The organism is Candidatus Leptofilum sp. (assembly GCF_965223525.1).
Taxonomy (GTDB): Bacteria; Chloroflexota; Anaerolineae; order Promineifilales; family Promineifilaceae; genus Leptofilum.
On sequence record NZ_CBDCWX010000005.1, the window covers coordinates 1,865,657 to 1,888,104 of the forward strand.

Sequence of the window (22,448 nt, forward strand, 5' to 3'; positions counted from 1 at the left end):
ATGCTAGGGTAGTTCTGGCGTGAGCAGACGGCCGTTGGGGATGTCTGGTTCTTCCGCTTCGTCCAATTCAGGGATAGCTGTGCCAGCCCCCTGCCGACCACAGTAATTTTGGTAGGCACATTCACGGCAATGGCTCCAATCTTCAGTTAGCGGCCAAGCATCTTTGGCAAATGCTTCATCAAGCTGGGCGGCCATTTGCTGCAATTCGCCCCAATTTGTGGCATGTGCTGCCGCACTGTAGCCAATGGTTACGGGCGTGTCTGGCTCCTGCACAAACCAGTAGGTTAGCCGAATTTGTTCTGGCGAAATTTGCTCACCTTGCGGCCAAAAGGCGTTGCCCCCTTCGGCCAGCAGGGCCAGGTAGAGTCGCGTTTGCCAGCGATTTTTCAACTCGCCAGCCTCGATGGGTCGTCCGGTTTTCCAATCAAACAGGTGGGCAAACGGCCGTCCCGCATCATCTTCACCAATCACCAGCAGATCGAAACGGCCGTACAGCAAATGACTCCCCAGCGGCACGGTCAGACCAGTTTCTGGCAAAAAGCGGGCGTTGTTGGGTAACTGTTGCACTAGGTTATGAGACTGAAACGTTTGCCACCATTGGCGAACACGGCCGTCTTCAATCGTCTCCAGGGAGATCTTTAGCCCTAAAAAGTGACGTTCCAGCAGTCGGTGAAAATCTTGCCCCTGCTGCAGTAGTTGCTCAGTGCGGGCTGGCAGCGGGTTGGCAGGCCAGGGCAAACGGCGCACATAACGTAGCTGGAAGCGTCGCTGGCAGGCCAGGAAGTTTGTGAGTTTGTATTGGCTAAGGGTGAGGCGGTTGTTCATAAAGTAATTGGGTAATCGGGTCATTTGTATCAATTTCACAATTACCTGTTTTTAGACCCAAATGTTGCCGTCTGGCGAGCGCATAAACAGTACTGGAATGCCCCAAAACGGACTTTCAAAGATGGCAAAATCCAGGCCGATGCGCGCTTCGGTAACGGCCGTATCCAACGGATTACCCAACGCCAGAAATTCGTACAGGGTTTGCATAAATGGCTGAGCCGCAATATTTGGCAAATCGTATTGCATTGCCACCACCGCTGGCAGACCACCCCAAACCAGCTTGGGCGCCAGGCCCATAAATGCCTGCGCCGAACTGGATTTCTCTGATTTGTCTGATGTCGCCCCAGATTGGCAGGCACTCAGGATGATTAACTTGGTATCGTCCCCCTGGAACAGCCGCAGCATCCGATCCCCATCCAGCATGACGTGAGATTTACGGCCGTTGTCTAAAGCCAATCCCCCGCCGCCATTCGGCAGCAGCGCCCCGTGCCCAATGAAATGGAAAATATGCGGCGGGTTTTGCCGCACCTTAGATACCAATGATGTGGGCGACACATTTGGCAGCTCCTCAATCACGACCTTCCCCTCATCCTCAAACGTTTTCAGGGCATTTTTTACTGCATCCAATTCGCTTTGCACGTCCAGCTTGTCCAAATCTTCAGGATTAGCCCAGGCCAGCAAAATTTTCACAGGGAATGGTACCGAAATCGGGGCAGGGGGGCGGTTAGTGGGCATGTAGCGCACCAGCGGTGTATCTTTATTCAATGAAAGGAATGATTTGTCATCTCGGCAATATTCCCACGGCACCTGATACAGTTCGCTCGATTCCTGATTGATGTTAATCCGTACACGGATGCCCTCTTTGCCCTGCGCCCGCGAGACGTTTAACGTTGTACTAAATAGCTCTTGAATCGGTGCCGGGAACAAGAACTTACGCAAAATTTCGCCCATGTCGGTTGCAAACTGCGGCTCAGAAATCTGCACATCTCGTAGGGAGCGTGCCAGATATTGGTAATTCTCATCCTCAAACGGAAAGGTTTGGGGTGCGGTTGCCGATGCTTCACCATTGGGTGATTCAGCTTCTAAGCGGTAGGAATTGGGGGTGCCAGACGGCCGTATCGTAATGTCAAAATTATCGTAAACAGTTTGCGGCGAGTCTGGTACGGCCGCTTCGTCATTGCCTGCATCAGCAGGCCGATCAGGCTTAGATAAATCAGGCTCCGGCCCGCCAAACTTTGTCAGGTCGATGCGCGGCTTCAGGCTGTGAATCATCTGCAAAAGCTCAGGCGTGATGCCATTGCGCCGGGCAAACTCTTGCAGTTCCTGTGCTTTGCGCCGAATCGTATCCCCAGCTAGATTTTCATAACTAATATCAACACCCGTTTCAAACTTCAGCTCTATACAAAGCGTACGGATGCCGTCTAAATCAAAAACATCTTCGATGAGGCTATACAAATGGCGGTATTCAGACATGGAAATACTCTCTTTTTATAATGGATTGGTTGTAGTTGGCGCGGACATTTGCATCATACAAGCCTTGCTACAGATGTCAAGCAATTTCGCAAATAACCGAGGAGTGAGCATCCTTAGATGCGAACGGATCGCGGTTTGTGAAGGCGCATCTGACGATGCTTTCTCCTCACAGGGGAACCTGAGCTTAATGCGTCAAAATCTTGCTCAAGAACAACTTGGTGCGGTCACTTTGCGGATTGTTGTACAAATCATGCGGCGAGGCGATTTCCACGACTTGCCCGCCATCCATAAACACCATCCGGTCCGCAGCAGAGCGCGCAAAGCCCATCTCGTGCGTCACCACCACCATCGTCATCCCTTCTTTCGCCAAGTCCAGCATCACATCCAGCACCTCTTTAATCATTTCCGGGTCTAGCGCACTGGTCGGCTCATCAAACAACATGATTTTGGGGTTCATCGCCAACGAGCGGGCAATCGCCACACGCTGCTGCTGCCCACCAGAAAGTTGGCGCGGGTAAGCATCAGCCTTTTCCGGGATACCAACGCGAGTTAACTGCTCCATGCCGATACGATCTGCTTCCGCTTTGCTGCGTTTGCGTACCAGCCGCTGGGCGATGGTTACATTTTCCAACGCAGTGAGGTGTGGGAACAGGTTGAACTGCTGAAACACCATGCCCACTTCGGCGCGCACGGTGTTGATATTGGTCGCTTTATCTTCCAGATGCACCCCCTCAATATAAATGGCACCGTTTGTTGGTGTTTCCAGGTGATTGATGCAGCGCAAAACCGTGCTTTTGCCTGAACCGCTAGGGCCAATGATAATAACCACTTCCCCTTGTCGAACAGTTAAATCAACCCCTTTTACCGCTTCAATCTGGCCAAAATATTTGTGCAAATCATTAATGACAATCATTTCGTTGTTCATAATTACTGTTCTCCCACACGAATGCGTCGTTCATACCAGCGCAAGAATAGACTGAGGGTGATGGTCATGGCCAAGTATAAGAATACGATGACCAGATACGCTTCTGGAAAGCGAAAGGTACTGCCCGCGTGCAGCCGGGAGCGTTGGGTAAGTTCACGCACGGCCAACACCGAGGCCAGCGAAGAATCTTTGAGCATGGCGATAAAGTCGTTGCCCAGTGCAGGGGAAATGTTGCGGATGGCCTGGGGCAAAATAATATATTGCATCGCTTGCCGGGCGGTCATGCCCAATGAGCGGGCCGCTTCCATTTGTCCTTTGGAGATGGATTCAATGCCGGCTCGGAAGATTTCGGCCAGAAAGGCCCCATAAATAATCGCCAAAGCCAAAATAGCGCGTAGTTCAATGGAAACATCCCGATTGTCAATACCAATACTGTCGCTAACGGCGGGCACGATAACAAAGGCCAGAGTGAGGATGAGCACCAGCGTGGGGACGCCGCGAATAAATTCCACATAGGTAATGGCAACGTTGCGAATGGCTCGATTACGGCTAATGCGGCCAAGACCAGCCAGCAGACCAAAAACCAAAGCCAGGCCAAAACCGCCTAATGTTAGGTATAAAGTGGTGGTTATGCCAGGAAAAATAAAGATAAACGCTTCATTGTACGCATTAGGAACGGCCAAGACAGAGGTTAAGGCATCTTCATTTTCGGCTACAAAAGATTGCGCTGCACGCCTGTCTAGTAAAATCGCATCAATGTCCCCGCTTAATAAAGGTTGAATCGCATCTTCTAGCTGCGTGAACGTTTGAATGCGCTCTTCTGGTAATTCTTCACTGGCCAGATCGAACGCCTCACCACTTGTGGGTGCACCCACAATGGCTTCATCGTCTCTGACGAAAATCCGAAGAGTCTCAAATTCTGCTTCACTTGCTTCTTCTGCATCCGCTTCTTCCACTTCTGCAATTCGGACGAGCAGGTGCGGGCCGGGTTGCCGAATAATGAGGAAGGCCATGATGCCAAGAAAGGCGAGTATGGCCACCAGCCACCAGGGAAAATCGCGCCAATCGGTGGTTGCTGCTTGACGACTGTTAGAACTGTTGAGCGATGAAGGGGAAGCCGGGTCGGGTCCAGCCATGTTTTGCCTCCTGAGGAAATGTAGCAAATCACAAGAAGATATTAAAAATAAGCACGCCTTCTTAATTGTGATTTGCTCAAGTAAAAGCGGGAGAAATGAGTCTGCTCATTTTCAAAGAATTTCCCGCTTTTACATAAAGTCGCTGATTTTATACAAAGAAGCGCCAATTATATGAAATAACTGACGCTCCTAAACTTATCTCATTTGTAAGGGGTTACAAATGGTCTGTTTTGGGTTGAAACGGCCGTTACTCTTCCGGGAACAAATCGTCGTATGTGATGGTGAAGTTCGGGCCAAAGTATTGCAGGTTGACCTCTTCCAGGAAGCCATTGCTGGCCAGTTCCGCCAATGCGGCATTGACCGGTTCAACCAGATCGCTACCCAGCGGGTAGATGAAACCTAGCTGGTCGCTAGACATGGACGGGCCAACGAGCTGCAAGGCATCAGCATTTTCGCCCAGGTAGCCCTGGCCAGCCACCTCATCAATAATCACGGCATCAATATCGCCAGCGATGAGTGCTTGTACAGCGAACGGGAACTGCTCAAACGCTTGAATGCGCTCTTCTGGCAGGTATTCCAGGGCAGTTTCGTAGTTGGTGGTGCCGGTTTGCGTACCCAAGAGAAGGTCTTCATTGTTCACAATATCATCAATGCTTTCAATGCGGTCTTCATCAATGCGAACCAGCAGACGCTGTTCGATGTTGATGTAGCCATTGGAGAAGTCTACGATTTCGGCGCGGTCTTCGGTGATGGTGATGCCATCGGCGGCAGCATCATACTGACCATCGGCTACAGCCTGGATCATGCCTTCCCAACCCGCTTCGATGTAAACGGGGGAGCAGTTTAGCAAGCTGCAAATTTCGTTCCAGACGTCATAATCCCAACCGGCCGGTTCGCCCGTGTCAGGGTCAATGTAGTTAAAGGGGAGATAGGCATTTTCAACAGCGATGGTAACTTCGCGGCCACCCAAATCGGGCAAGGCTGCGCCTTCATCCTCTGAGCCTTCTTCTGGTGGGAACAGGTCATCATAAGTGATGGTGAAGCCAGGGCCAAAATATTGGGCGTTGACTTCTTCTAGGAAGCCGTTGACAACCAGTTCGCCAAGAGCGACATTGACTGGTTCAACCAGATCGCTACCCAGCGGGTAGATGAAGCCCAACTGGTCGCTAGACATGGACGGGCCAACGAGCTGCAAGGCATCTGCGTTCTCGCCCAGATAACCCTGACCAGCTACCTCGTCAATAATCACGGCATCAATGTCGCCAGCGATGAGTGCCTGCACAGCGAACGGGAACTGCTCAAACGCTTGAATGCGTTCTTCTGGCAAATACTCTAGAGCGGTTTCATAGTTAGTGGTGCCGGTTTGAGTACCCAGAATCAGCGATTCGTCATTAACGATGCTTTCGATGCTTTCAATGCGGTCTTCATCAATGCGAACCAGCAGACGCTGTTCGATGTTGATGTAGCCATTGGAGAAGTCTACGATTTCGGCGCGGTCTTCGGTGATGGTGATGCCGTCGGCGGCGGCATCATACTGACCATCAGCTACAGCTTGGATCATGCCTTCCCAACCCGCTTCGATGTAAACGGGGGAGCAGTTTAGCAAGCTGCAAATTTCGTTCCAGACGTCATAATCCCAACCGGCCGGTTCGCCCGTGTCAGGGTCAATGTAGTTAAAGGGGAGATAGGCATTTTCAACAGCGATGGTAACTTCGCGGCCACCCAAATCGGGCAAACCGCTTTCGTCGTCCATGGTTTCGTCATCCATGGCTTCATCATCCATCCCCTCCTCATCGTCCATCGCCTCTTCGCCGTCGCTATCAGCTTCGCTGCTGCTGTCGGTGTCGGCTGGTTCATCGGAGGCGGGTTCATCCCCACCGCCGCAGGCAACGAGCAGGAGGCCCAACAGGAACAGAGCCAAAACCCAAATTAAGTTTCGTTTTTTCATGTGAATTTTCTCCTCGTGATTGTGTAAAAACCAAAAAGACATTTGAATTAGAAGGGTATCGAAATTGGTTTTTACTTAAGCAAGTCACAGAGAAATCGCCCTTCGTAATTCAAACTGCTTTCTGTGGTTTGCTTAGAGAGCCAGATGATTCTGGCGGCGTCTTTTAGGGGTCTCAATTATGACATGGCTTATGGAATAAGCCAATTTTGACAGGAGAAAATGGTGGAGGGAAACGGCCGTTAGACAATTTGCCTAAAGTTTGGCTGAAATTAGAGGGCTTTGTTGGCTTGTTTGCCCAAATTTGGCATCAGCCGCTAAACATACGCAGCAGGGCGACGGCCGCAACGATGATAAAAATCGTTAGGCAACCGATACGCATTAGTGATGCGGTAAGTTTGAACGCCAACCGCGCTAAGAAAAGCACAATGAGCAAAACGGCCGCAATCACAATCAGTTGGGTAATATCTTCAGCTTGTAGGTTTTGTATGATTTCCATTACAGTGCCTCGTTATCGGTAATCGGTGAACGGTTATCGGTAATATTACCACCGATTACAGATTACGGATGACCGATTACCGTTCGTTTGCTTCACGAATCCACAATGCCAGCAGCAGGGTGGCAACGGCCGTAATCATAGCAGAAACCCAGCCATTGCTGGAAAAACCAAACTGGCTAAACAAAAATGGCCCCAGCCAAGAGCCAAGGGCACGCCCCAATGCGCCAGCAGCGATGACGCTAGACATCACTACACTGCGGGCAGAAGGCACAATCTCTGTCATCAGCGGCACGCCGCCTACGATGGTGATCTCAAAAGTGAGGAAGAGGGCAAAGTAGGCGGCCAATGCAGACGTGAGGTTGCCGCTCGTGAGCGGGATGAGCAGGCAGATCAGTGCGTTGAGCAGCCCGGTGGTGATGATAACGGGGCGTTTGCCGAAGCGGTCTACCGACCAGCCTGCAAACAGTTCGCCCGTAATTTCTGCTCCACCAATCACCCCCGCTGACGCGCCTAAGGCCAGCAGGCTGAGACCAAAACTAAGCTCCATCCAGTCGCCAAACACCAGGAAGATGGTCTCGTTCCCGGCCATGACAAGGACGTTGTACAGCATGGCGGCCCAAATGACGGGATGCTGCCACATCACACGGCCGTAATCCACCAAACTGGTGCCACGCCCACCAGTGGTTTTGTTGGCGGAGGGCAAAAATTTGCGGAGGGAAACGGCCGTAATTACCCCAAATAGCCCCAGCCAAAAGAATGCTGCCGACCAGCCCTGCCGCTCGATGGCAATGCCCAGCAGCGGGCCACCCACCAGCAATGCCCCTGCCCAGGAAAGCTCCGTAACCGCCAATGCCTTGCCCCGCTGCTTGTACGGCACATTCTCACCCACGTAGGCCTGCATGGCCGGATCGTACACCACTTTGGCTACCGAGATGATGATGAGCGCCGCGCCAAACAGCCAATAGCTGGGCTGCAGCCACACCAGCAGGCAGCCTGCGCTAAAGAAAATCATTGACCCAAACAGGATGGCTCGACGGCCGAATCGCTCTGAAAGTGGCCCAAACAGCGGGCTAAGAAAGCCTGCCAAATTGCGTATTGTGACCAGACGGTAAACGGCCGTTACCGGCACCCCAAGCTGGCGGGCAAAGGCAGGGGCAAACGGATACACCATTCGCAAGCCTGTGTTCAGGCAAAGCCGCGCTAGCGAGATGAGTATCAACTGCCAGATCATTCGGGTCGGTTTGGGTTCCATAACGGGCGAGAGTGTAACGAAGGAACGTGAAATTGGGTAATTGGGTAATTCAGTAATTTGCCAACCCAATTACCCACTTACTCAGTTACCCAATTACCCACCACACCAGTGCCTCCCCCTAAATTCAATGCTACAATCAGATCATATGGCAAAAAAATCAAAACGAAAGCAACAAAACAAACTGGCGGCTCGAACTGCACTGCCCGTTTTAGCGCGGATTGTCATTATCCTGCTGCTGCCCTTGGCGTTTATCCTGCTTCTGGGTGGCAGCGAGGGCAGCAACGCCCCAATTTTGGGTGGCGTTGGCGTAGCGAGCTGGTTTTTGGGGCTGTTTTGGGTTGGTTTACCGGGAATGGGTTTGCGAGGCGGACGGCCGTTATTCGCCGGGATTGGCTTTGCCACGCTGGGCTGGCTGGCGTTTTTGCTCTTTCGCTTCTCCTTCATTGCCCTCAACCTAAACGCCGCCGACTCGGGTCGCAGCTTCGTTTACCTGCTGCTGTTCGAGGCGTTTGCCACGCAGCTATGGGCATTTGGCCTGCTATTTCGCAACCTGGTCGAGTGGCGCGGTGGCCTGACGGCCGCCGTGGGCAGCGGCGTTGCCTTTGGTGCCGTCGCTTTTGTGCTGTTCCAGGAAGCGTATGCCGGCGATTTGCCCAGCTTGCTCTACTTTATGGTGTGGGGCCTGTTTTACGGCATTATTCGCTTACGCACCGGCAGCTTTTTGGGTGCTATGCTCATCCAAACCTTGCATAGCTTTACCGCTTGGGTAGCGTTGGGGCCACTGCCCGCCCTCACTCCGCCAGACCGTTTGCCCACGGTCTACTTGCTGTCTGGCCTGGTTTATTTAGTGGTGATTTGGCGGCTTTGGCCGAAAGAAGAAGCGGATTACCGCGTTTAGTTGGTAATCCGTGATCAGTAGTCGGTAATCCGTAACCGTTTACGAATTGCCGTTCGCCGATTACCAGAGTTGAGATTGTTATGTCTACTCTTTCTGTTGCAATTGATGAACGAATGCGGCTGGTAACGGCCGTTCTTGCAGTAAGCGATTGGCCTGTAGAGGAACAAAATCGGCTTACCCATGCTGTGCACCCTCACGCCAAGCAGGTCCGGCACTTTATGCAGCATTTTGCTAGCCATCCAGCAGTGAACGGTGTGAATGAAGCGCTGCTCAACGGCGTGAACGTTGCCGATTTGTTTAGTGCTGCCCTCCGCTGCACCTGGCCAGATTTCACCCCTGAAGCCGACCTGCCCAATGTGCTAAAAATTGAAGCGTGGGTGGCTTCGCTGGCCGGTTTCGCCCAGCAAACGGCCGTTGCCACCGACTTTTGGCCGCAGCACACGGCCGTTTGGCAAGAAGCCCAAACGGCTCTGGTAAAAATCTTTAACGATGGTGATTTATTGGCAGCGTTGGGGCAGTTGGGGGATGTGGCGGTTACGGCCGTTACCCTCATGCCCAACCTTGTTTTCCCAGCTCTCACCCCCGTTGTTGCCACTGCCGATAGCACAGTGACGTTGTTACTGCCACCGCCCAAAGCCGTGGGCGAATCCCCGCCCTGGCCCTTTGATGAAGACCCTGGCTGGGTGGTCGCCACCGTTGCTGGGCAGTTGGCACAGCACCTGCTGGCAGCGGATTTGAACCAGCTAGATGAGGCAGAACGGCCGTTAGCCATTCACTTAGCCACCGCTCACTGCCTAGCGCAGCTACTTGATGAATTTGAAGCCCAAGCCTACCTGCTCCGTGCCAAAAAAGCGCACAATCTACCCCAGCTCCCCGCCCTTTTTGCCCAGTTGCAGGAGGAGGTATTGGGGGGAAACGGCCGTTCCCTAAGCACTATTCTTCAAAATTAAACAGACCACAGATTACACGGATTTCGCAGATTAAAGAACCAAAAAATCTGTGTAATCTGCGAAATCTGTGGCTAAAACATAAGGAGAACCCCTTGTCCTACGAATTTATTCTCACCCGAACCGAAGGGCGCGTTGGCATTGTGCAGTTCAACCGCCCCAAAGCACTCAACGCACTAAACAGCAACCTGATGCGTGAATTAATGGATGCCCTGGAAGCCTTTGATGCCAATGATGACATCGGCTGCCTAATAATCACAGGCAATGAACGCGCCTTTGCTGCTGGGGCAGACATTAAAGAGATGGCCAACGCCACACCGGTTACCATGCTAGACAGCCCAAACATTGGTTACTATGATCGCTTACGCAAAATTTCAAAACCAATCATTGCGGCCGTTTCTGGCTTTGCCCTCGGCGGTGGATGTGAGCTGGCGATGTCCTGCGACATGATTGTGGCTAGCGAGAGTGCTAAATTTGGTCAGCCTGAGATCAATCTTGGCGTGATTCCCGGTGCTGGTGGCACCCAACGCATGACCTACGCGGTAGGTAAAGCATTGGCAATGGAAATTTGCTTGAACGGCCGTTTCCTATCCGCCACCGAAGCCCAACAGTATGGACTCGTTAATCGGGTTGTGCCGGTAGAACTTTACCTGGAAGAAGCCATCAAATTTGCCGCCGAGATTGCCGCCCGCGCCCCAGTTGCCATTCGCTTGGCCAAAGAAGCCATCAACGCCGTCTTCGAGACTCCGCTGCAAGCCGGGCTGGCTCACGAACGCCGCCTCTTTTACATGCTGTTCAGCACCGAAGACCAAAAAGAAGGGATGGACGCCTTCATCAACAAACGCCCCCCCACCTGGCAAGGCAAATAGCCCACCCCCGGTAGGGGCAGGCCCCCGTGCCTGCCCTTTACCCCCGTGCCTGCCCTCATTGGGTTGGCACGGGGACCAACCCCTACAAAAACGCCCCAAAACTGATAAAATACGCCTCGCCAACCCACAATAAAAATTTAACCAGGAAATTCATTTCCAAAAGGTCCAAGCGTGATTTCACGACAACAAGCCCGGCAGCAGATTGAAGAACTGATTCAACAGTACGAGAAGATTCCCAAAGCCGAACGGCCGAATCTCACCGAAGCCAACGTCCTGCACCAATTTATAGACCCCCTGCTGCAAGCCCTCGGCTGGCCCATTAACGACCCGGCACGCTGCAAATACGAACTCAACACCCAGGTTGGCCGCCCCGATGTGGTGCTGCTGCCCGAAAGCGGCGGCAACGTCTACGTCGAGGCCAAGCGCTTCGGCATTATTGACAAACTGGCCCAATCCAAAAATCGGCTCGAAGGCATCGTCACCCCCGGCCAGCTTTCCCTACCCGGCATGGCCGCCGACCGCACCCCCGAAGAGCAGCAAGCCATCAACTACGCCTTTAGCAACGGCGGCACCTGGGCCATTCTCACCAATTTTGAGCGGCTGCGCCTTTTTAATGCCCGGCGCGACTGGCTGGTGCTTTCTTTTGAAGAACCCTCTGCCTTTTTGGATGAGTTTGACCAGCTTTGGCAGCTTTCTTACGACAGCATCCGCAACGGCCGTCTCGACCAACTTTCCAACCAGCGCCACCGCGAAGACGTAGACACCGATTACCTCAACTTCATCAACACCTGGCGCGAGCGGCTGGCGCAAGACATTTTAGATAAGCGCAATGAAAATTGGTGGGTGCTGGATGAGGACGGCCGTATCCAACTCCCAGAATTACGCGCTGTTGTCCAAAGAGTCCTCGACCGCCTCGTCGTGGTGCGCTTTGCCGAAGACCACCTCATCGTGCCCCCCGGCACCCTGCTGGGCATGGCCGAAATGCGCCGCACCAACCCCTACAGCTTCAGCCTCACCCAATTTTTGCAGCAGCTCTTCCGCCGCTTCGACGAAGACCACAACTCTGCCCTCTTTGCCCCTGGACTGGCCGACCAGGCCGTCTTTAGCGACAAAGTCCTCGACGGCCTCATCGACAAGCTGTACGAAGCCCGCTACCGCGCCATGACCGCCGACATCATGGGCAACACCTACGAGCAATATTTGGGCAAAGCCCTGGTGCTGCGCGGCAGCGAAGTGCAAACCAGCGACAATTTGGAGACGCGCAAAAAGCAGGGCAGCTACTACACTCCCCAGGTTATCGTCCGCTATTTGGTAGACAATTCGCTGGGCAAAATTTTAAGCGGCGATGGGCAAGCCGCGCCGCCAACGGCCGCAGATATTCAAAATTTGCGCGTCATAGACCCCGCCTGCGGCTCCGGCGGCTTCCTCATTTACGCCTACGAACTGCTGGCAAACTTTTACCGGGGCGAAATGGCCCGGCTGGAAGCCGAACGCCAAGCCCGCTACGACGAACTCGTCGCCGAGGGCATCACCACCCCCTTCGATTTGCAGCTACAGCTCACCCCATACACCCAGGAAATGGAGCGGCTCCAGCAATACCCCCGCTTCATCTTGGAAAACCACCTCTACGGCGTCGATTTAGACCCGCAAGCCGCCGAAATTGCCACCGTCAACCTCATCATGCGCGCCATGGCCGACCAGCGGCGTGGCGACAAGCGGCTACCCCTCATCCTCAACCAAAACATCAAGGTGGGCAACGGGCTGGTTGGTGCGCCGCCCAATGATGTGCGACTGAGTGAACACGAGGCGGCGCTGGGCGAACTGGCTCGCCTGCGCCGTGAAGCCGTGGGCGGCGGCAAAAACCACGCCGCCCTCCAGCAGCAAATTGCCGACCTGAGCCAGCAGGTCAATGACGCGCTTAACGCCGACCTGATTGTGCATTTTCCCGATGGCGCAGGTGGGCTGGACGAAACCGTACGGCCGTTCAACTGGGCTGTCGAATTCCCCGAAGTTTTTGCCAATGGCGGTGACCCAACTGCGTTGGGTTTTGACGTGGTACTGGGCAACCCGCCCTGGGAAATTGTGAAGCCCGACCTGCGCGAATATTACGCCCAGTTTGACCCCAACATCGAGAGCAAGCTGACCCGCAAAAAGGCCGAAGCCCGCATTGCCCAGCTAGACGCAGGCGACCCCACCCTGGCCGATCGCTGGGCCGCCCAAAAAGCCCGCATAGAAGCCGCCGCCACCTACTACAAAAAAGCCCCCGACTACAGCCGCCAGGGGCGCGGCGACACCGCCACCCACAAACTGTTCCTGGAGCGCGGCTACGACCTGCTGCAAGATGGCGGGCGGCTCGCTTTCGTCATCCCCTCCGGCATTTACACCGATTTGGGCACGATGGAACTGCGCCAAATGCTTCTGGAAGAAGGCCAAATTGAATATCTCTACAGTTTCAGCAATGAACGTTTCTTTTTCCCTGGCGTAGATCATCGCTTCAAATTTACGTTGCTTGGTGCTCGAAATGGTGTGAAAAGTGAAGGTTTTTGGTCTACGTTCCGTTTTAACCCGCGTGTTGCAGTGGCTCCAGATGATTTGCCCTCTTTTCTGGCCAATCGTAAAAATTTAGTTTTCTCTCGCAAAGATTCGATCAAGAAATTTAGCCCGGATAGCTTAAGCATAATGGAGTTCCAAAGTCAGCTAGATTATGAAATAGCAAGCACAATTTACGGAGACAGAACATTTTTAGGTGATGAAGCTGGTTGGAATGTGAAATTTTATCGAGAGTTTGATATGACAAATTCTCGAAGTTTATTTAATCAGATCAAGCAAGGAACCCCATTGTTTGAAGGCAAGATGATTCATCAGTTTGATGCCTATTTTGCGGAAGCAAGATTCTGGCTGGAAGAAAAATATTTAAAGTATTCCCATGTGCGACCGGGAGTTAGGGCGGTTGCGTCTAATACGAATGAACGAACACTGATTTCTGCTGTACTTCCTCCAAATGTAGGCGCAGGAAACTCGATACTTACAATTCCTGATATTTCCTCCGAACAGGATGGGCTTTTTCTAGTATCTCTTTTTAATAGTTTAGTGTTGGATTGGATAATTAGAATGAAGGTGACGAGTAACCTCAATATGTTTATTCTGTACCAACTGCCCGTGCCGCGACTGACGGCGGGGCATCCGGTTTTTGACGCCATCGTCCCCCGCGCGGCGCGGCTCAGCTGCACCAGCGCCGCCTTCGCCCCGCTCTGGCAAGCCGTCATGGGCACCCCATACCCCCAAGTGACAGGCACTTCCAGCGCCACCAACCAACCCGCCACCGACCCCGCCACTCGCCAGCAGCTCCGCCATGAACTAGATGCCCTCGTCGCCCACCTCTACGGCCTCAGCCGCGACGAATTTGCCCACATCCTGGGTACCTTCCCCCTCGTCTTCCCACCCACGCCAGAGGGCAACGCCAAAAAAGCCACCCTCCTCCAAATCTTCGACGAGATCGATTTGTAGGGGTTGGCCCCCGTGCCAACCCCACGCGGCACGGGGATTGGGGCAGGCACGGGGGCCTGCCCCTACCGGGGGAAATATCGTCAAATGTAGGGGTTGGTCTCCGTGCCACCCCCAAAATGGATGCGAATATGAAATACGATCCGCACAAACATCATCGGCGATCCATTCGCCTGAAAGGGTATGATTACAGTTTGGCAGGTGCCTATTTCGTTACCATCTGCGTCCAAGGCGGGATTTCCCTGCTTGGGGAGGTTGTAGACGGCGAAATGGTGTTGAATGACGCAGGCAAAATAGTAACCGCCTTTTGGGATGAGATCACGATCAAATATCCTACCGTCATCCTGGATGCGTTTGTCTGTATGCCCAACCATATTCATTTTATTGTGATATTGACGGGGGAGGTGTCGCTATTTGATGTTATCCAATGGTACAAATCCATCACCACTACCAAATACCGCCACGGCGTGCAGGATGGCAAATGGTCGCCATACGAAAAACGGTTTTGGCAACGCAATTATTACGAGCATATCATCCGCAACAAACGCGCCCACAAAGCAATTCGGGAGTACATTTACAACAATCCAGCCAATTGGTTGGCCGATCAATTGCACCCCGACGCCCCAAAAAACCAATTCAACCAAAATTGGTAGGGGTTGCCCAACGATGTGTACGGGTTGGCCCCCGTGCCAACCCAATGTGGGCAGCCACGGGGCGAGGGCAGGCACGGGGGCCTGCCCCTACATGGAAATTGATTAAATGATTCAGGTACACCTAGCATACCCGCCTGCGCCGGAGGATTTGGCGGTTTTGCGAGGGCAATTGCACCCCAATGTGCAGCTTACCATTGGTGAACTGCCTGATCCCGCGCAGTATGAGATTTTGGTAAACGGCCGTCCCACCCCCCAAGAACTCAGTGCCAGCCCCAATCTGCACACCGTCATTATTCCCTGGGCAGGCTTGCCAGAGGTTACGGCCGAACGTTTGAAACAGTTCCCTCACCTCAAACTGCACAACCTGCACCACAATGCCGCCGTCGTTGCTGAGGGGATGCTCATGCTGCTGCTAAGCGTGGCGCGCCTGGCTGTCCCCGCTGACCGTGCCTTGCGGAAAGGGGATTGGCGACCTCGGTACGAACGGCCGTTTCCCGCCCAGCTACTCCATGGCAAAACCGCACTCATCCTCGGCTACGGTGCCATTGGTCAACGCCTTGCCCAACTTTGTCGCGCTCTGGGCATGAACGTCCACGCCATCCGCCGCCGTATTGAAAAACCGATAACCGATAACAGCATTATGGGTAATGCCATCACCGTTCACCCAGCAGATTCCTTGCTGACTTTACTACCCCAGGCCAACGTTTTGCTCATCTGCCTGCCCCACACGCCCAAAACCGATGGCTTACTGGGTGAGGGTGAGCTGGCGTTGCTGCCGCCCAAAGCCATTTTGGTTAACGCAGGTCGCGCTGCCATCGTGGATGAAGATGCTTTGTACGAAGCGTTGGTCAGCGGCCACCTGCACGGGGCGGGGCTGGATGTTTGGTATCGCTATCCCAAAGATGAGGCGGCGCGGGCAAATACATTTCCAGGAGAACGGCCGTTTCACCAGCTAGATAACGTGCTACTCAGCCCCCACCGCACCGGCCACGTCGCCGAAACAGAGTCGCTACGCCTGGCCGCCCTGGCCGAATTGCTCAACGCGGCAGCAGAAGGCAAGCCGTTACCAAATAAAATTGACATAACGCGAGGGTATTGATTGATTCCACCCTCGTAGGGGCAGGCCCCCGTGCCTGCCCTTTTTGGTTGGCACGAAGCCAAGGTTGGCACGGGGACCAACCCCTACCAAAATAAAAATAATTTGTATGTTTTTGCGGTAAAATGGGTTTACAACGGTGGGAACGGCCGTTGCGTACAGGTTCCGTAGTAAAAAGTGGAAAGTACGAGAATCAAGAATTTTTACTTTTCACTAATCACTTTTCACTCGTTTTTTTAGGCAAAAGGAGCATTTCAGATGAAACATAGTCACGAAGTAGATTACCAAGTGTTTGGCGATGATTTGCAGTTTGTAGAGGTTGAACTCGACCCTAGCGAAACCGTCATTGCCGAAGCAGGCGCGATGATGTACATGGAAGATGGCATTGGCTTTGAAACCAAAATGGGGGATGGTTCCAAGCCAGATCAGGGCTTTTTGGGCGCATTGGGCAGCATGGCTAAACGCGCCTTTACAGGTGAATCTGTTTTCATGACTCACTTCACCAACAACGGTCAGGGCAAAAAGCACGTGGCCTTTGGCGCACCCTATCCTGGCAAAATAATCGCCATTGATCTGGATGAAGCCAACGGTGAGCTAATTTGCCAAAAAGATTCATTCCTCTGCGCTGCGTTGGGCACAGAGGTGAGCATTGCCTTTAACAAAAAGCTGGGTGCGGGCTTCTTTGGCGGTGAGGGTTTCATTTTGCAGCGGCTGCGTGGGGATGGCAATGTGTTCATCCACGCTGGCGGCACGATTGTGGAGCGTCAGCTAAATGGCGGCAAAATTATGGTAGATACGGGCTGCATCGTCGCCTTTGAATCCACCATCAACTACGACATCGAGCGAGCGGGCAACTTAAAATCTATGATTTTTGGTGGCGAAGGGCTGTTCTTGGCCACGCTACAGGGCACCGGGCGCGTTTGGCTACAATCGCTGCCGTTTAGCCGCCTGGCAGACCGCGTGCTGCAAAATGCCAAATTTAGCAGCAGTGGCGGCGGCAAATCTTCTGGCGAAGGCTCCATTCTGGGCCGCACCGTCACCGATCTATTGCAAGGTTAACTTAGTTGCCACAGAGAACACAGAGTTTTTACTCTTGATCCTCTGTGTTCTCTGTGGCCAAAATCAGCGTGGCCCATACTTTTTGTAGAACGGCCGTCTTCTCAAATGAAAAGTAAATGGTGCGGGGTTTCAGATGGTTCAGGTCATCTGCTGCCCCGCCCTGCACGTAATACAACAGCGAACTATCCTCATCCTGCCCCCACACCTCTAAAAAAGTGATTGCCAGTGTTGGGATTGGCTCTTTGCCAAATAAAATCCAGCCGCGCTGCACTTTTTGCAGCGTGCGCGGCGCAAAAAATTGGTACAAGAACCGCTTTGGTCGGTACTCTACCATGACGATGTGGTCGCCTAGCGGCACGCGCCAGTAGTGGGCTGGCTTTTGCAGCAATACCGTGTCTGCCTTGCCACTAACGGCGTAGCGACCCGAGGCGTAGACGGCCGTTCGCTCGTTTGGCGCGATGGGTTTGATAGTGGCTGGTGGGGAAACGGCCGTTTCATCCGCCACAAATTTGTTGTAATCCTCCCGCCGCGCACACCAGTACACAAAGCTCACGATCAGCCACAGCAGCACCGTCAGCAAGATGGCCACCCAGCCCCAGCGCCCAATCAACGCCGCTATAAACAGGGCAAAGATGCCTAGCCGCAGCCAACCGCTCTGTGGAATGCCCAAAAAGGTGCGCTGCCGGCTGGTATAGGCAAAGGCATAGAGCTGCCCCAAGAAGCTATAGTAAAACTGTTTGGTGGGGGAAAGATGATCCATGCGGGAATTGTACGTGGTGGGCGTGAAAAGCAAAAAATGAAGCGGCAGATAAATCTACACTAACAATTGCAAAGGCGACCTCCATCGCCTATTTCACTAAAACACCCACCAAATGAATCTTCCGTCCGGCGGGTAGAGCATCTTCCACCAGAGACATCAGTTTAAAAAGCGGACGGTTGAAGGCAAGGTAGGTGGGGTCTGGGATGGCGTGTAGCTTGGCGAGGCGAAGGCTACTTTGGGTCGCCAATTTCTTCAGAGCGGCTTGGCTGTTGGCGCGGTAATGGGTGGTGAAGGTGTCGTCGGCGGAACGATCGTACAGCCCTGATACCAATCTTCCCTGCAACATTCCCAGCCTGCCCATCGTTTTGTTCAGCAGTGCCAACGGATGACGGCCGTTTGGCGTAATAAACACAAACACGCCCCCCGGTTTTAGCACGCGGGCGATGGATTGAAAGGTGAGAAACGGCCGTGCCAAATGTTCCAATACCCAACTAGCAAAAGCCACGTCAAATGTCTCTGGGGCAAACGGCAAATCATCACTAAAGGCCACCGCGCTGCTCAAATTGAGCCGATGCTCCCGCAGCGACAGCCAATCTGGGTCTATGCCCACCACTTGCCCCAGCGGATGCTCCAATTGCTCGACCAGGCCACCCCGCCCACAGCCTATGTCTAGCACCCGCGCCTCAGGCGTCAGGTATTGCCGCACCAAATCGGCATAAAGCTCCGTGGCAGGTCGCCAGCCAGGATGGGTCGCCCGATACTGTTCGCGCCATTCATTTTGCTTATCCAGAGAGAGCATGGGCGTTCTTTTGCACTGAACTTACGATCAAACAATTGGCCACGAATTTTAATACTTTTTCGCGCTAATTCGTGAAATTCGCGGCGGCAAATTGTGGTTTTTCTTTATGGTGCAGGGGCGATACCTACCAACAACGTCAGCCGCTCAGAGCCTTCATTCTTCACGCCGTGTGCGACGCCTGCGGGGGCCAAAACGACATGACCCTTACCCACAACCCTCTGGTCATCGCCTAGCCAAAAATGCCCTTGACCTTCAACCACGTAATAAAATTTGTCCTGGTCGCTGTGGTCGTGTGGCGTTTGCACCTGACCCGGTTCCAAGCAGTTGAGGCCGAGCAGCAGCCTCTCGCTGTGGAACAGGGTGTTTTTGAAGAACTTTTCAGGGCGAGAACCTACGTAATCCTGCAAATTTTTGATCAAATCCATATCGTTTCCACCATTGAGTGCGTTTTTCTTGTAAGCGTTCAGGTGACAGTCACTTTTTTTCAGAGGTGATGGCAACATCCAAGCCATTTCGAAGTGACTGTCACCTCTGGGATTGAACAGTTACTTTTTCTTTGGGGAATTTGGCTATAGAACAAGGGATGGAGATCGGAGATTAGAGATTGTGTTGCTTTCAATCCCCAGTCTCTAATTTCCAATCTCCTTGTTAGGCGGGAGTGAATGGGAGTCGAACCCACCGCCGCCTGCTCCGCGCAGCCGGCCACCAGTTTTGAAGACTGGGGCGCCCACCGGGACACAATCACTCCCACCAATGAGTTTAACGCAGAGCGACTGATTTGGGTAACAGAAGATAACGGTTAATTGTGAATAGTAAATGGTTATTTGTTAATGGGGGACGGCCGTTTTCCAAATAGATTGTTTTGGCAAAGAAACTATATCCGCTCTACCATAGGTGGTGATGATTGATTGGGGAAAAATGCGGGCTTGGTGGCCGTGGTTGGCGGTATTTATGCTCACTGCACTGGCGGCGCAGCCGCTGTGGGGGTTGCCCCCGCAGGGAGATGATTTGCTGCTGCATTACTTTCGTATTCCGTTGGTAAACGCCCAATGGGCGGCGGGCGTGCCGCTGGCGCGCTGGCAGCCGGACCTCATTTATGGCTATGGCTCGCCGCTGTTCAATTTTTATCCGCCGCTGAGTGCCTGGCTGCTAACGGCGCTCTACTGGCTCGCTGGGCAGCAGGCAGATGTGGCGATCAATTTGCTGTTCGCTCTGTGCTTACTGCTAGGCGCGGTGGGCATGTTTGGCCTAGGGCGGGCGTTGGCTGGGGAGGTTGGCGGTTTGGTGGGAACGGCCGTTTTCACCCTGTCTCCTCACATCGCCGACCAAATTTACAGCCGGGGCAGCACCTCCAACAGTTTAGCGTTGGGGCTGGTGCCACTGGTGGCGTGGCTTGTGTGGCGTTTGGCGGAACGGCCGTCCCCACGACGAACTGTTTTTGCTGCCTTAAGCATTTCTCTGCTGCTGCTTTCACACACGGCCGCTAGTTTGCTGCTGCTGGCGCCACTGCTGGTGTGGGGCATGGTTGTGGTGGTTCGTTGGGGCGGTTCGCGGCGACGTTGGTTAACCTTGCTGTCCGCTTTTGGCTTGGGGCTAGCCGTGGCCGCCTTTGCCTGGTTACCTGCCTTCACCGAAATCCAGTTCACGGGCTACGCGGCTGAGGCAAGCCAAGTGTGGTATGGCGATCATTTTGCGTCGCTGTGGGCTTGGCCAGGAACGGCCGTTGCCGAACTGCGCGGTGCCTATCTACCCAAAACGGTGGGCTTGGTGGCCTTGCTGCTGGGGGTGGGGGGAACGGCCGTTTCCGGCTGGTCACTGCTACGGTGGTGGCGCAAGCGGGGGGATTTCCCCGCGCGGGAAGCCGTCTTTTTCACGGCTGGGCTGCTGGGCTGGGGCGTACTTTTCCTCACGCTGCCCGCCTCTGACTTCGTTTGGCGGCTGGTGACGCCACTGCGTGGCTTGCAGTTTCCGTGGCGGCTTTTGGATGTACCGACCTTCTTTTTACCAATTGCCGGATTGGGTATTTTTTTTCACCACAGAGGTCACGGAGAACCCGGAGAAAAAGATATATCTATAAAATCTCTGTGGCCTCTGAGACCTCTGTGGTTCAACAGATTGGCTGCTATTTTGCTGCTAGCTGTGATTTTAAGCAGTTATGTCAATTTGGTGCCGTATTTGTACCCGCCGCGCTGGGTAGATTTGCCGCAGCAGCCGACGTTAGGTGACGTGACGGCCGTTCAGCAAACCTACCAAATCATCGGGCTAACGGCGTGGGGAGAGTACAGCGATGCGCGGGTAGCGGAATGGCCGACTGGCCCGGCTATGCCTGCTGGTTCCGCGCTGGCAGACAAATTGCTGACGACCGTTCCCGATTCCGACCTCACCTTGCAACAAAGCGATCCGTGGACGGCCGTTTGGCAAACCAATTTTGCCCAAGCCACCATGCTTACCTTTGCTAGCCACATCTTCCCTGGCTGGCAGGCGCAGTTGGATGGTGATGATTTGGCGGTGGGTGCGGATGAGAACGGCCGTTTGCAACTCACCGTCCCCCCAGGTGCACACACGCTCAAACTTTGGTTTGGCCGCACACCCATTCGCTGGCTGGCAGATATGCTTTCGGTGGCTGGTTTGCTGGTTTGTTTGTGGCTGACGATGCAGCGGGACGCAATGATTTTTACCGCAGAGAACGCAGAGGGAAAAGCAAAAACTCCGCGCCCTCTACGCTCTCCGCGGTTAATTCCTGTTTTGGTTATTGGGCTAGCAATTTTACTGTTGGGCAAGGTTTTCTGGCTGGATCGGTCGGATTCGCCGCTGGTGGTGCATGTGGCAGACGGCCGTCTTCCCCACATCCCCGCGCCACCCGCAGGCAACTTCAATGACGAGATTCAGCTCATCGGCGTAGAAACTGCCTTGCCGAATGAGCTAACGCTTTATTGGCAAGCGTTGCAGCTGCCAACGGCCGCATACGAGGTGGTGCTAACCTTGCTAGATGGTCGGGGCGTGCCGCAGCAAACAGTCGTCAATCCCAACCCTGGCTTCACGGTGTTTAGCAATCTCTCTGCCGGGCAGCTCTTGCGCGATACCTACACCCTGCCCCTGCCCGATGACGCGCCCGCAGCCTACACCGTTCAGCTCGCCCTGCGCCAGCCAGATACCGAATTTCCGCTGCCCATCCGTGATGCTAACGGTAACGTGACACTCAACATTGCCCGCTTGAAAACGCCGCCAGAGGATACGGCCGTTCCGCCCCAGGCCACCCCCATCGGCACCCAGTTTGGTGAAGGGATTGTGCTTTCCCACGCCAGCCTGCCGCAGACCGTATCGCTGGGCGAGCCATTGGAACTGACGCTGTTTTGGCAAGCTGTTGGCTCCATTCCCGAAGATTACACGGTCTTTGTTCATCTGCTCACGCTCGAAGGTAACTTTGTAGCCGGACAAGATGGTCAGCTGCTGGGCGGTCTTTACCCAACCTCGTTTTGGGATGCGGGGGAGATGGTGGTGGACGGCCGTTCCTGGATCACAAACGCACCGCCGGGAGAGTACCAGCTACAGGTAGGGCTTTACCTGCTGGCAACTGGTCAACGCCTGCCCACCAGCGGCTCCCACAGCCAATTAGGCGACCGCGTGATTGTGGGAACCGTTCAACTCATCGAACGCTAATTGAATCTGCTGGGAAAAGAGTCCTGTGCCTTTTATCCTACAAAATCGGCACAATAACACTTGGAATTAGCAAGAGCGTATGAAATACGCGGACAAATCACGAATAGGACGAATGAACGAATAACACGAATCTTTAAAAAAACATTTG

Annotated in this window: 18 protein-coding genes and 1 tRNA gene; 8 read left to right on the forward strand and 11 right to left on the reverse strand. The window is 53.7% G+C overall.

Annotated elements, in window-relative coordinates; translation table 11 throughout:
• Positions 1-3 precede the first annotated feature (3 nt).
• From ACOQPM_RS13670 to ACOQPM_RS13700, 7 genes are all read right to left on the reverse strand, one after another.
• Complete coding sequence (locus tag ACOQPM_RS13670) at positions 4-849, reverse strand: PD-(D/E)XK nuclease family protein (protein WP_420629821.1); 846 nt, start codon at positions 847-849, stop codon at positions 4-6.
• Between the two features lie 27 nt (positions 850-876).
• On the reverse strand, positions 877-2,298 hold the full coding sequence (locus ACOQPM_RS13675) for a CHAT domain-containing protein (protein WP_420629822.1): 1,422 nt from the start codon (positions 2,296-2,298) through the stop codon (positions 877-879).
• Positions 2,299-2,482: 184 nt separating this feature from the next.
• Positions 2,483-3,211, reverse strand: a complete 729-nt coding sequence (locus ACOQPM_RS13680; protein ID WP_420630536.1) for an amino acid ABC transporter ATP-binding protein — start codon at positions 3,209-3,211, stop codon at positions 2,483-2,485.
• 14 nt (positions 3,212-3,225) lie between these two features.
• Positions 3,226-4,359, reverse strand: coding sequence for an ABC transporter substrate-binding protein/permease (locus ACOQPM_RS13685; RefSeq protein ID WP_420629823.1), 1,134 nt, complete (start codon positions 4,357-4,359; stop codon positions 3,226-3,228).
• 247 nt (positions 4,360-4,606) lie between these two features.
• Positions 4,607-6,307, reverse strand: coding sequence for a transporter substrate-binding domain-containing protein (locus tag ACOQPM_RS13690; RefSeq protein ID WP_420629824.1), 1,701 nt, complete (start codon positions 6,305-6,307; stop codon positions 4,607-4,609).
• Between the two features lie 307 nt (positions 6,308-6,614).
• A complete protein-coding gene (locus ACOQPM_RS13695; protein ID WP_420629825.1) occupies positions 6,615-6,803 on the reverse strand; it encodes a hypothetical protein in 189 nt (62 codons plus the stop codon).
• 76 nt (positions 6,804-6,879) lie between these two features.
• Positions 6,880-8,034, reverse strand: coding sequence for an MFS transporter (locus ACOQPM_RS13700; protein WP_420629826.1), 1,155 nt, complete (start codon positions 8,032-8,034; stop codon positions 6,880-6,882).
• Positions 8,035-8,200: 166 nt separating this feature from the next.
• Here ACOQPM_RS13700 and ACOQPM_RS13705 point away from each other — a divergent pair, with 166 nt between their 5' ends.
• From ACOQPM_RS13705 to ACOQPM_RS13735, 7 genes are all read left to right on the forward strand, one after another.
• Positions 8,201-8,953, forward strand: coding sequence for a type II CAAX prenyl endopeptidase Rce1 family protein (locus ACOQPM_RS13705; protein ID WP_420629827.1), 753 nt, complete (start codon positions 8,201-8,203; stop codon positions 8,951-8,953).
• Positions 8,954-9,033: 80 nt separating this feature from the next.
• Positions 9,034-9,903, forward strand: coding sequence for a hypothetical protein (locus ACOQPM_RS13710; protein WP_420629828.1), 870 nt, complete (start codon positions 9,034-9,036; stop codon positions 9,901-9,903).
• 92 nt (positions 9,904-9,995) lie between these two features.
• The gene (locus tag ACOQPM_RS13715) at positions 9,996-10,769 is read left to right on the forward strand and encodes an enoyl-CoA hydratase-related protein (protein ID WP_420629829.1); all 774 of its coding nucleotides are present in this window, start codon (positions 9,996-9,998) and stop codon (positions 10,767-10,769) included.
• A gap of 171 nt (positions 10,770-10,940) precedes the next feature.
• Positions 10,941-14,276: an Eco57I restriction-modification methylase domain-containing protein gene (locus tag ACOQPM_RS13720; RefSeq protein ID WP_420629830.1), complete on the forward strand. Its 3,336-nt coding sequence runs from the start codon at positions 10,941-10,943 to the stop codon at positions 14,274-14,276.
• 128 nt (positions 14,277-14,404) lie between these two features.
• A complete protein-coding gene (locus ACOQPM_RS13725; RefSeq protein ID WP_420629831.1) occupies positions 14,405-14,926 on the forward strand; it encodes a transposase in 522 nt (173 codons plus the stop codon).
• 106 nt (positions 14,927-15,032) lie between these two features.
• On the forward strand, positions 15,033-16,025 hold the full coding sequence (locus ACOQPM_RS13730) for an NAD(P)-dependent oxidoreductase (RefSeq protein WP_420629832.1): 993 nt from the start codon (positions 15,033-15,035) through the stop codon (positions 16,023-16,025).
• Between the two features lie 255 nt (positions 16,026-16,280).
• Entirely contained in the window at positions 16,281-17,081 is an 801-nt protein-coding gene (locus ACOQPM_RS13735; protein WP_420629833.1) for a TIGR00266 family protein, read from the forward strand.
• A gap of 28 nt (positions 17,082-17,109) precedes the next feature.
• Here the strand turns inward: ACOQPM_RS13735 and ACOQPM_RS13740 are convergent, their stop codons facing one another.
• From ACOQPM_RS13740 to ACOQPM_RS13755, 4 genes are all read right to left on the reverse strand, one after another.
• Complete coding sequence (locus tag ACOQPM_RS13740) at positions 17,110-17,841, reverse strand: hypothetical protein (RefSeq protein WP_420629834.1); 732 nt, start codon at positions 17,839-17,841, stop codon at positions 17,110-17,112.
• 88 nt (positions 17,842-17,929) lie between these two features.
• Positions 17,930-18,640, reverse strand: a complete 711-nt coding sequence (locus ACOQPM_RS13745) for a class I SAM-dependent methyltransferase (RefSeq protein WP_420629835.1) — start codon at positions 18,638-18,640, stop codon at positions 17,930-17,932.
• Positions 18,641-18,744: 104 nt separating this feature from the next.
• Positions 18,745-19,065 carry a cupin domain-containing protein gene (locus ACOQPM_RS13750; RefSeq protein WP_420629836.1) on the reverse strand — a complete coding sequence of 107 codons (321 nt, stop codon included), beginning with the start codon at positions 19,063-19,065 and terminating at the stop codon, positions 18,745-18,747.
• Between the two features lie 228 nt (positions 19,066-19,293).
• A tRNA-Sec gene (locus ACOQPM_RS13755) sits at positions 19,294-19,389 on the reverse strand.
• Positions 19,390-19,540: 151 nt separating this feature from the next.
• Between ACOQPM_RS13755 and ACOQPM_RS13760 the strand changes: the two genes are divergently transcribed.
• Positions 19,541-22,300, forward strand: coding sequence for a 6-pyruvoyl-tetrahydropterin synthase-related protein (locus ACOQPM_RS13760; protein ID WP_420629837.1), 2,760 nt, complete (start codon positions 19,541-19,543; stop codon positions 22,298-22,300).
• The last annotated feature ends 148 nt before the right edge of the window (positions 22,301-22,448 follow it).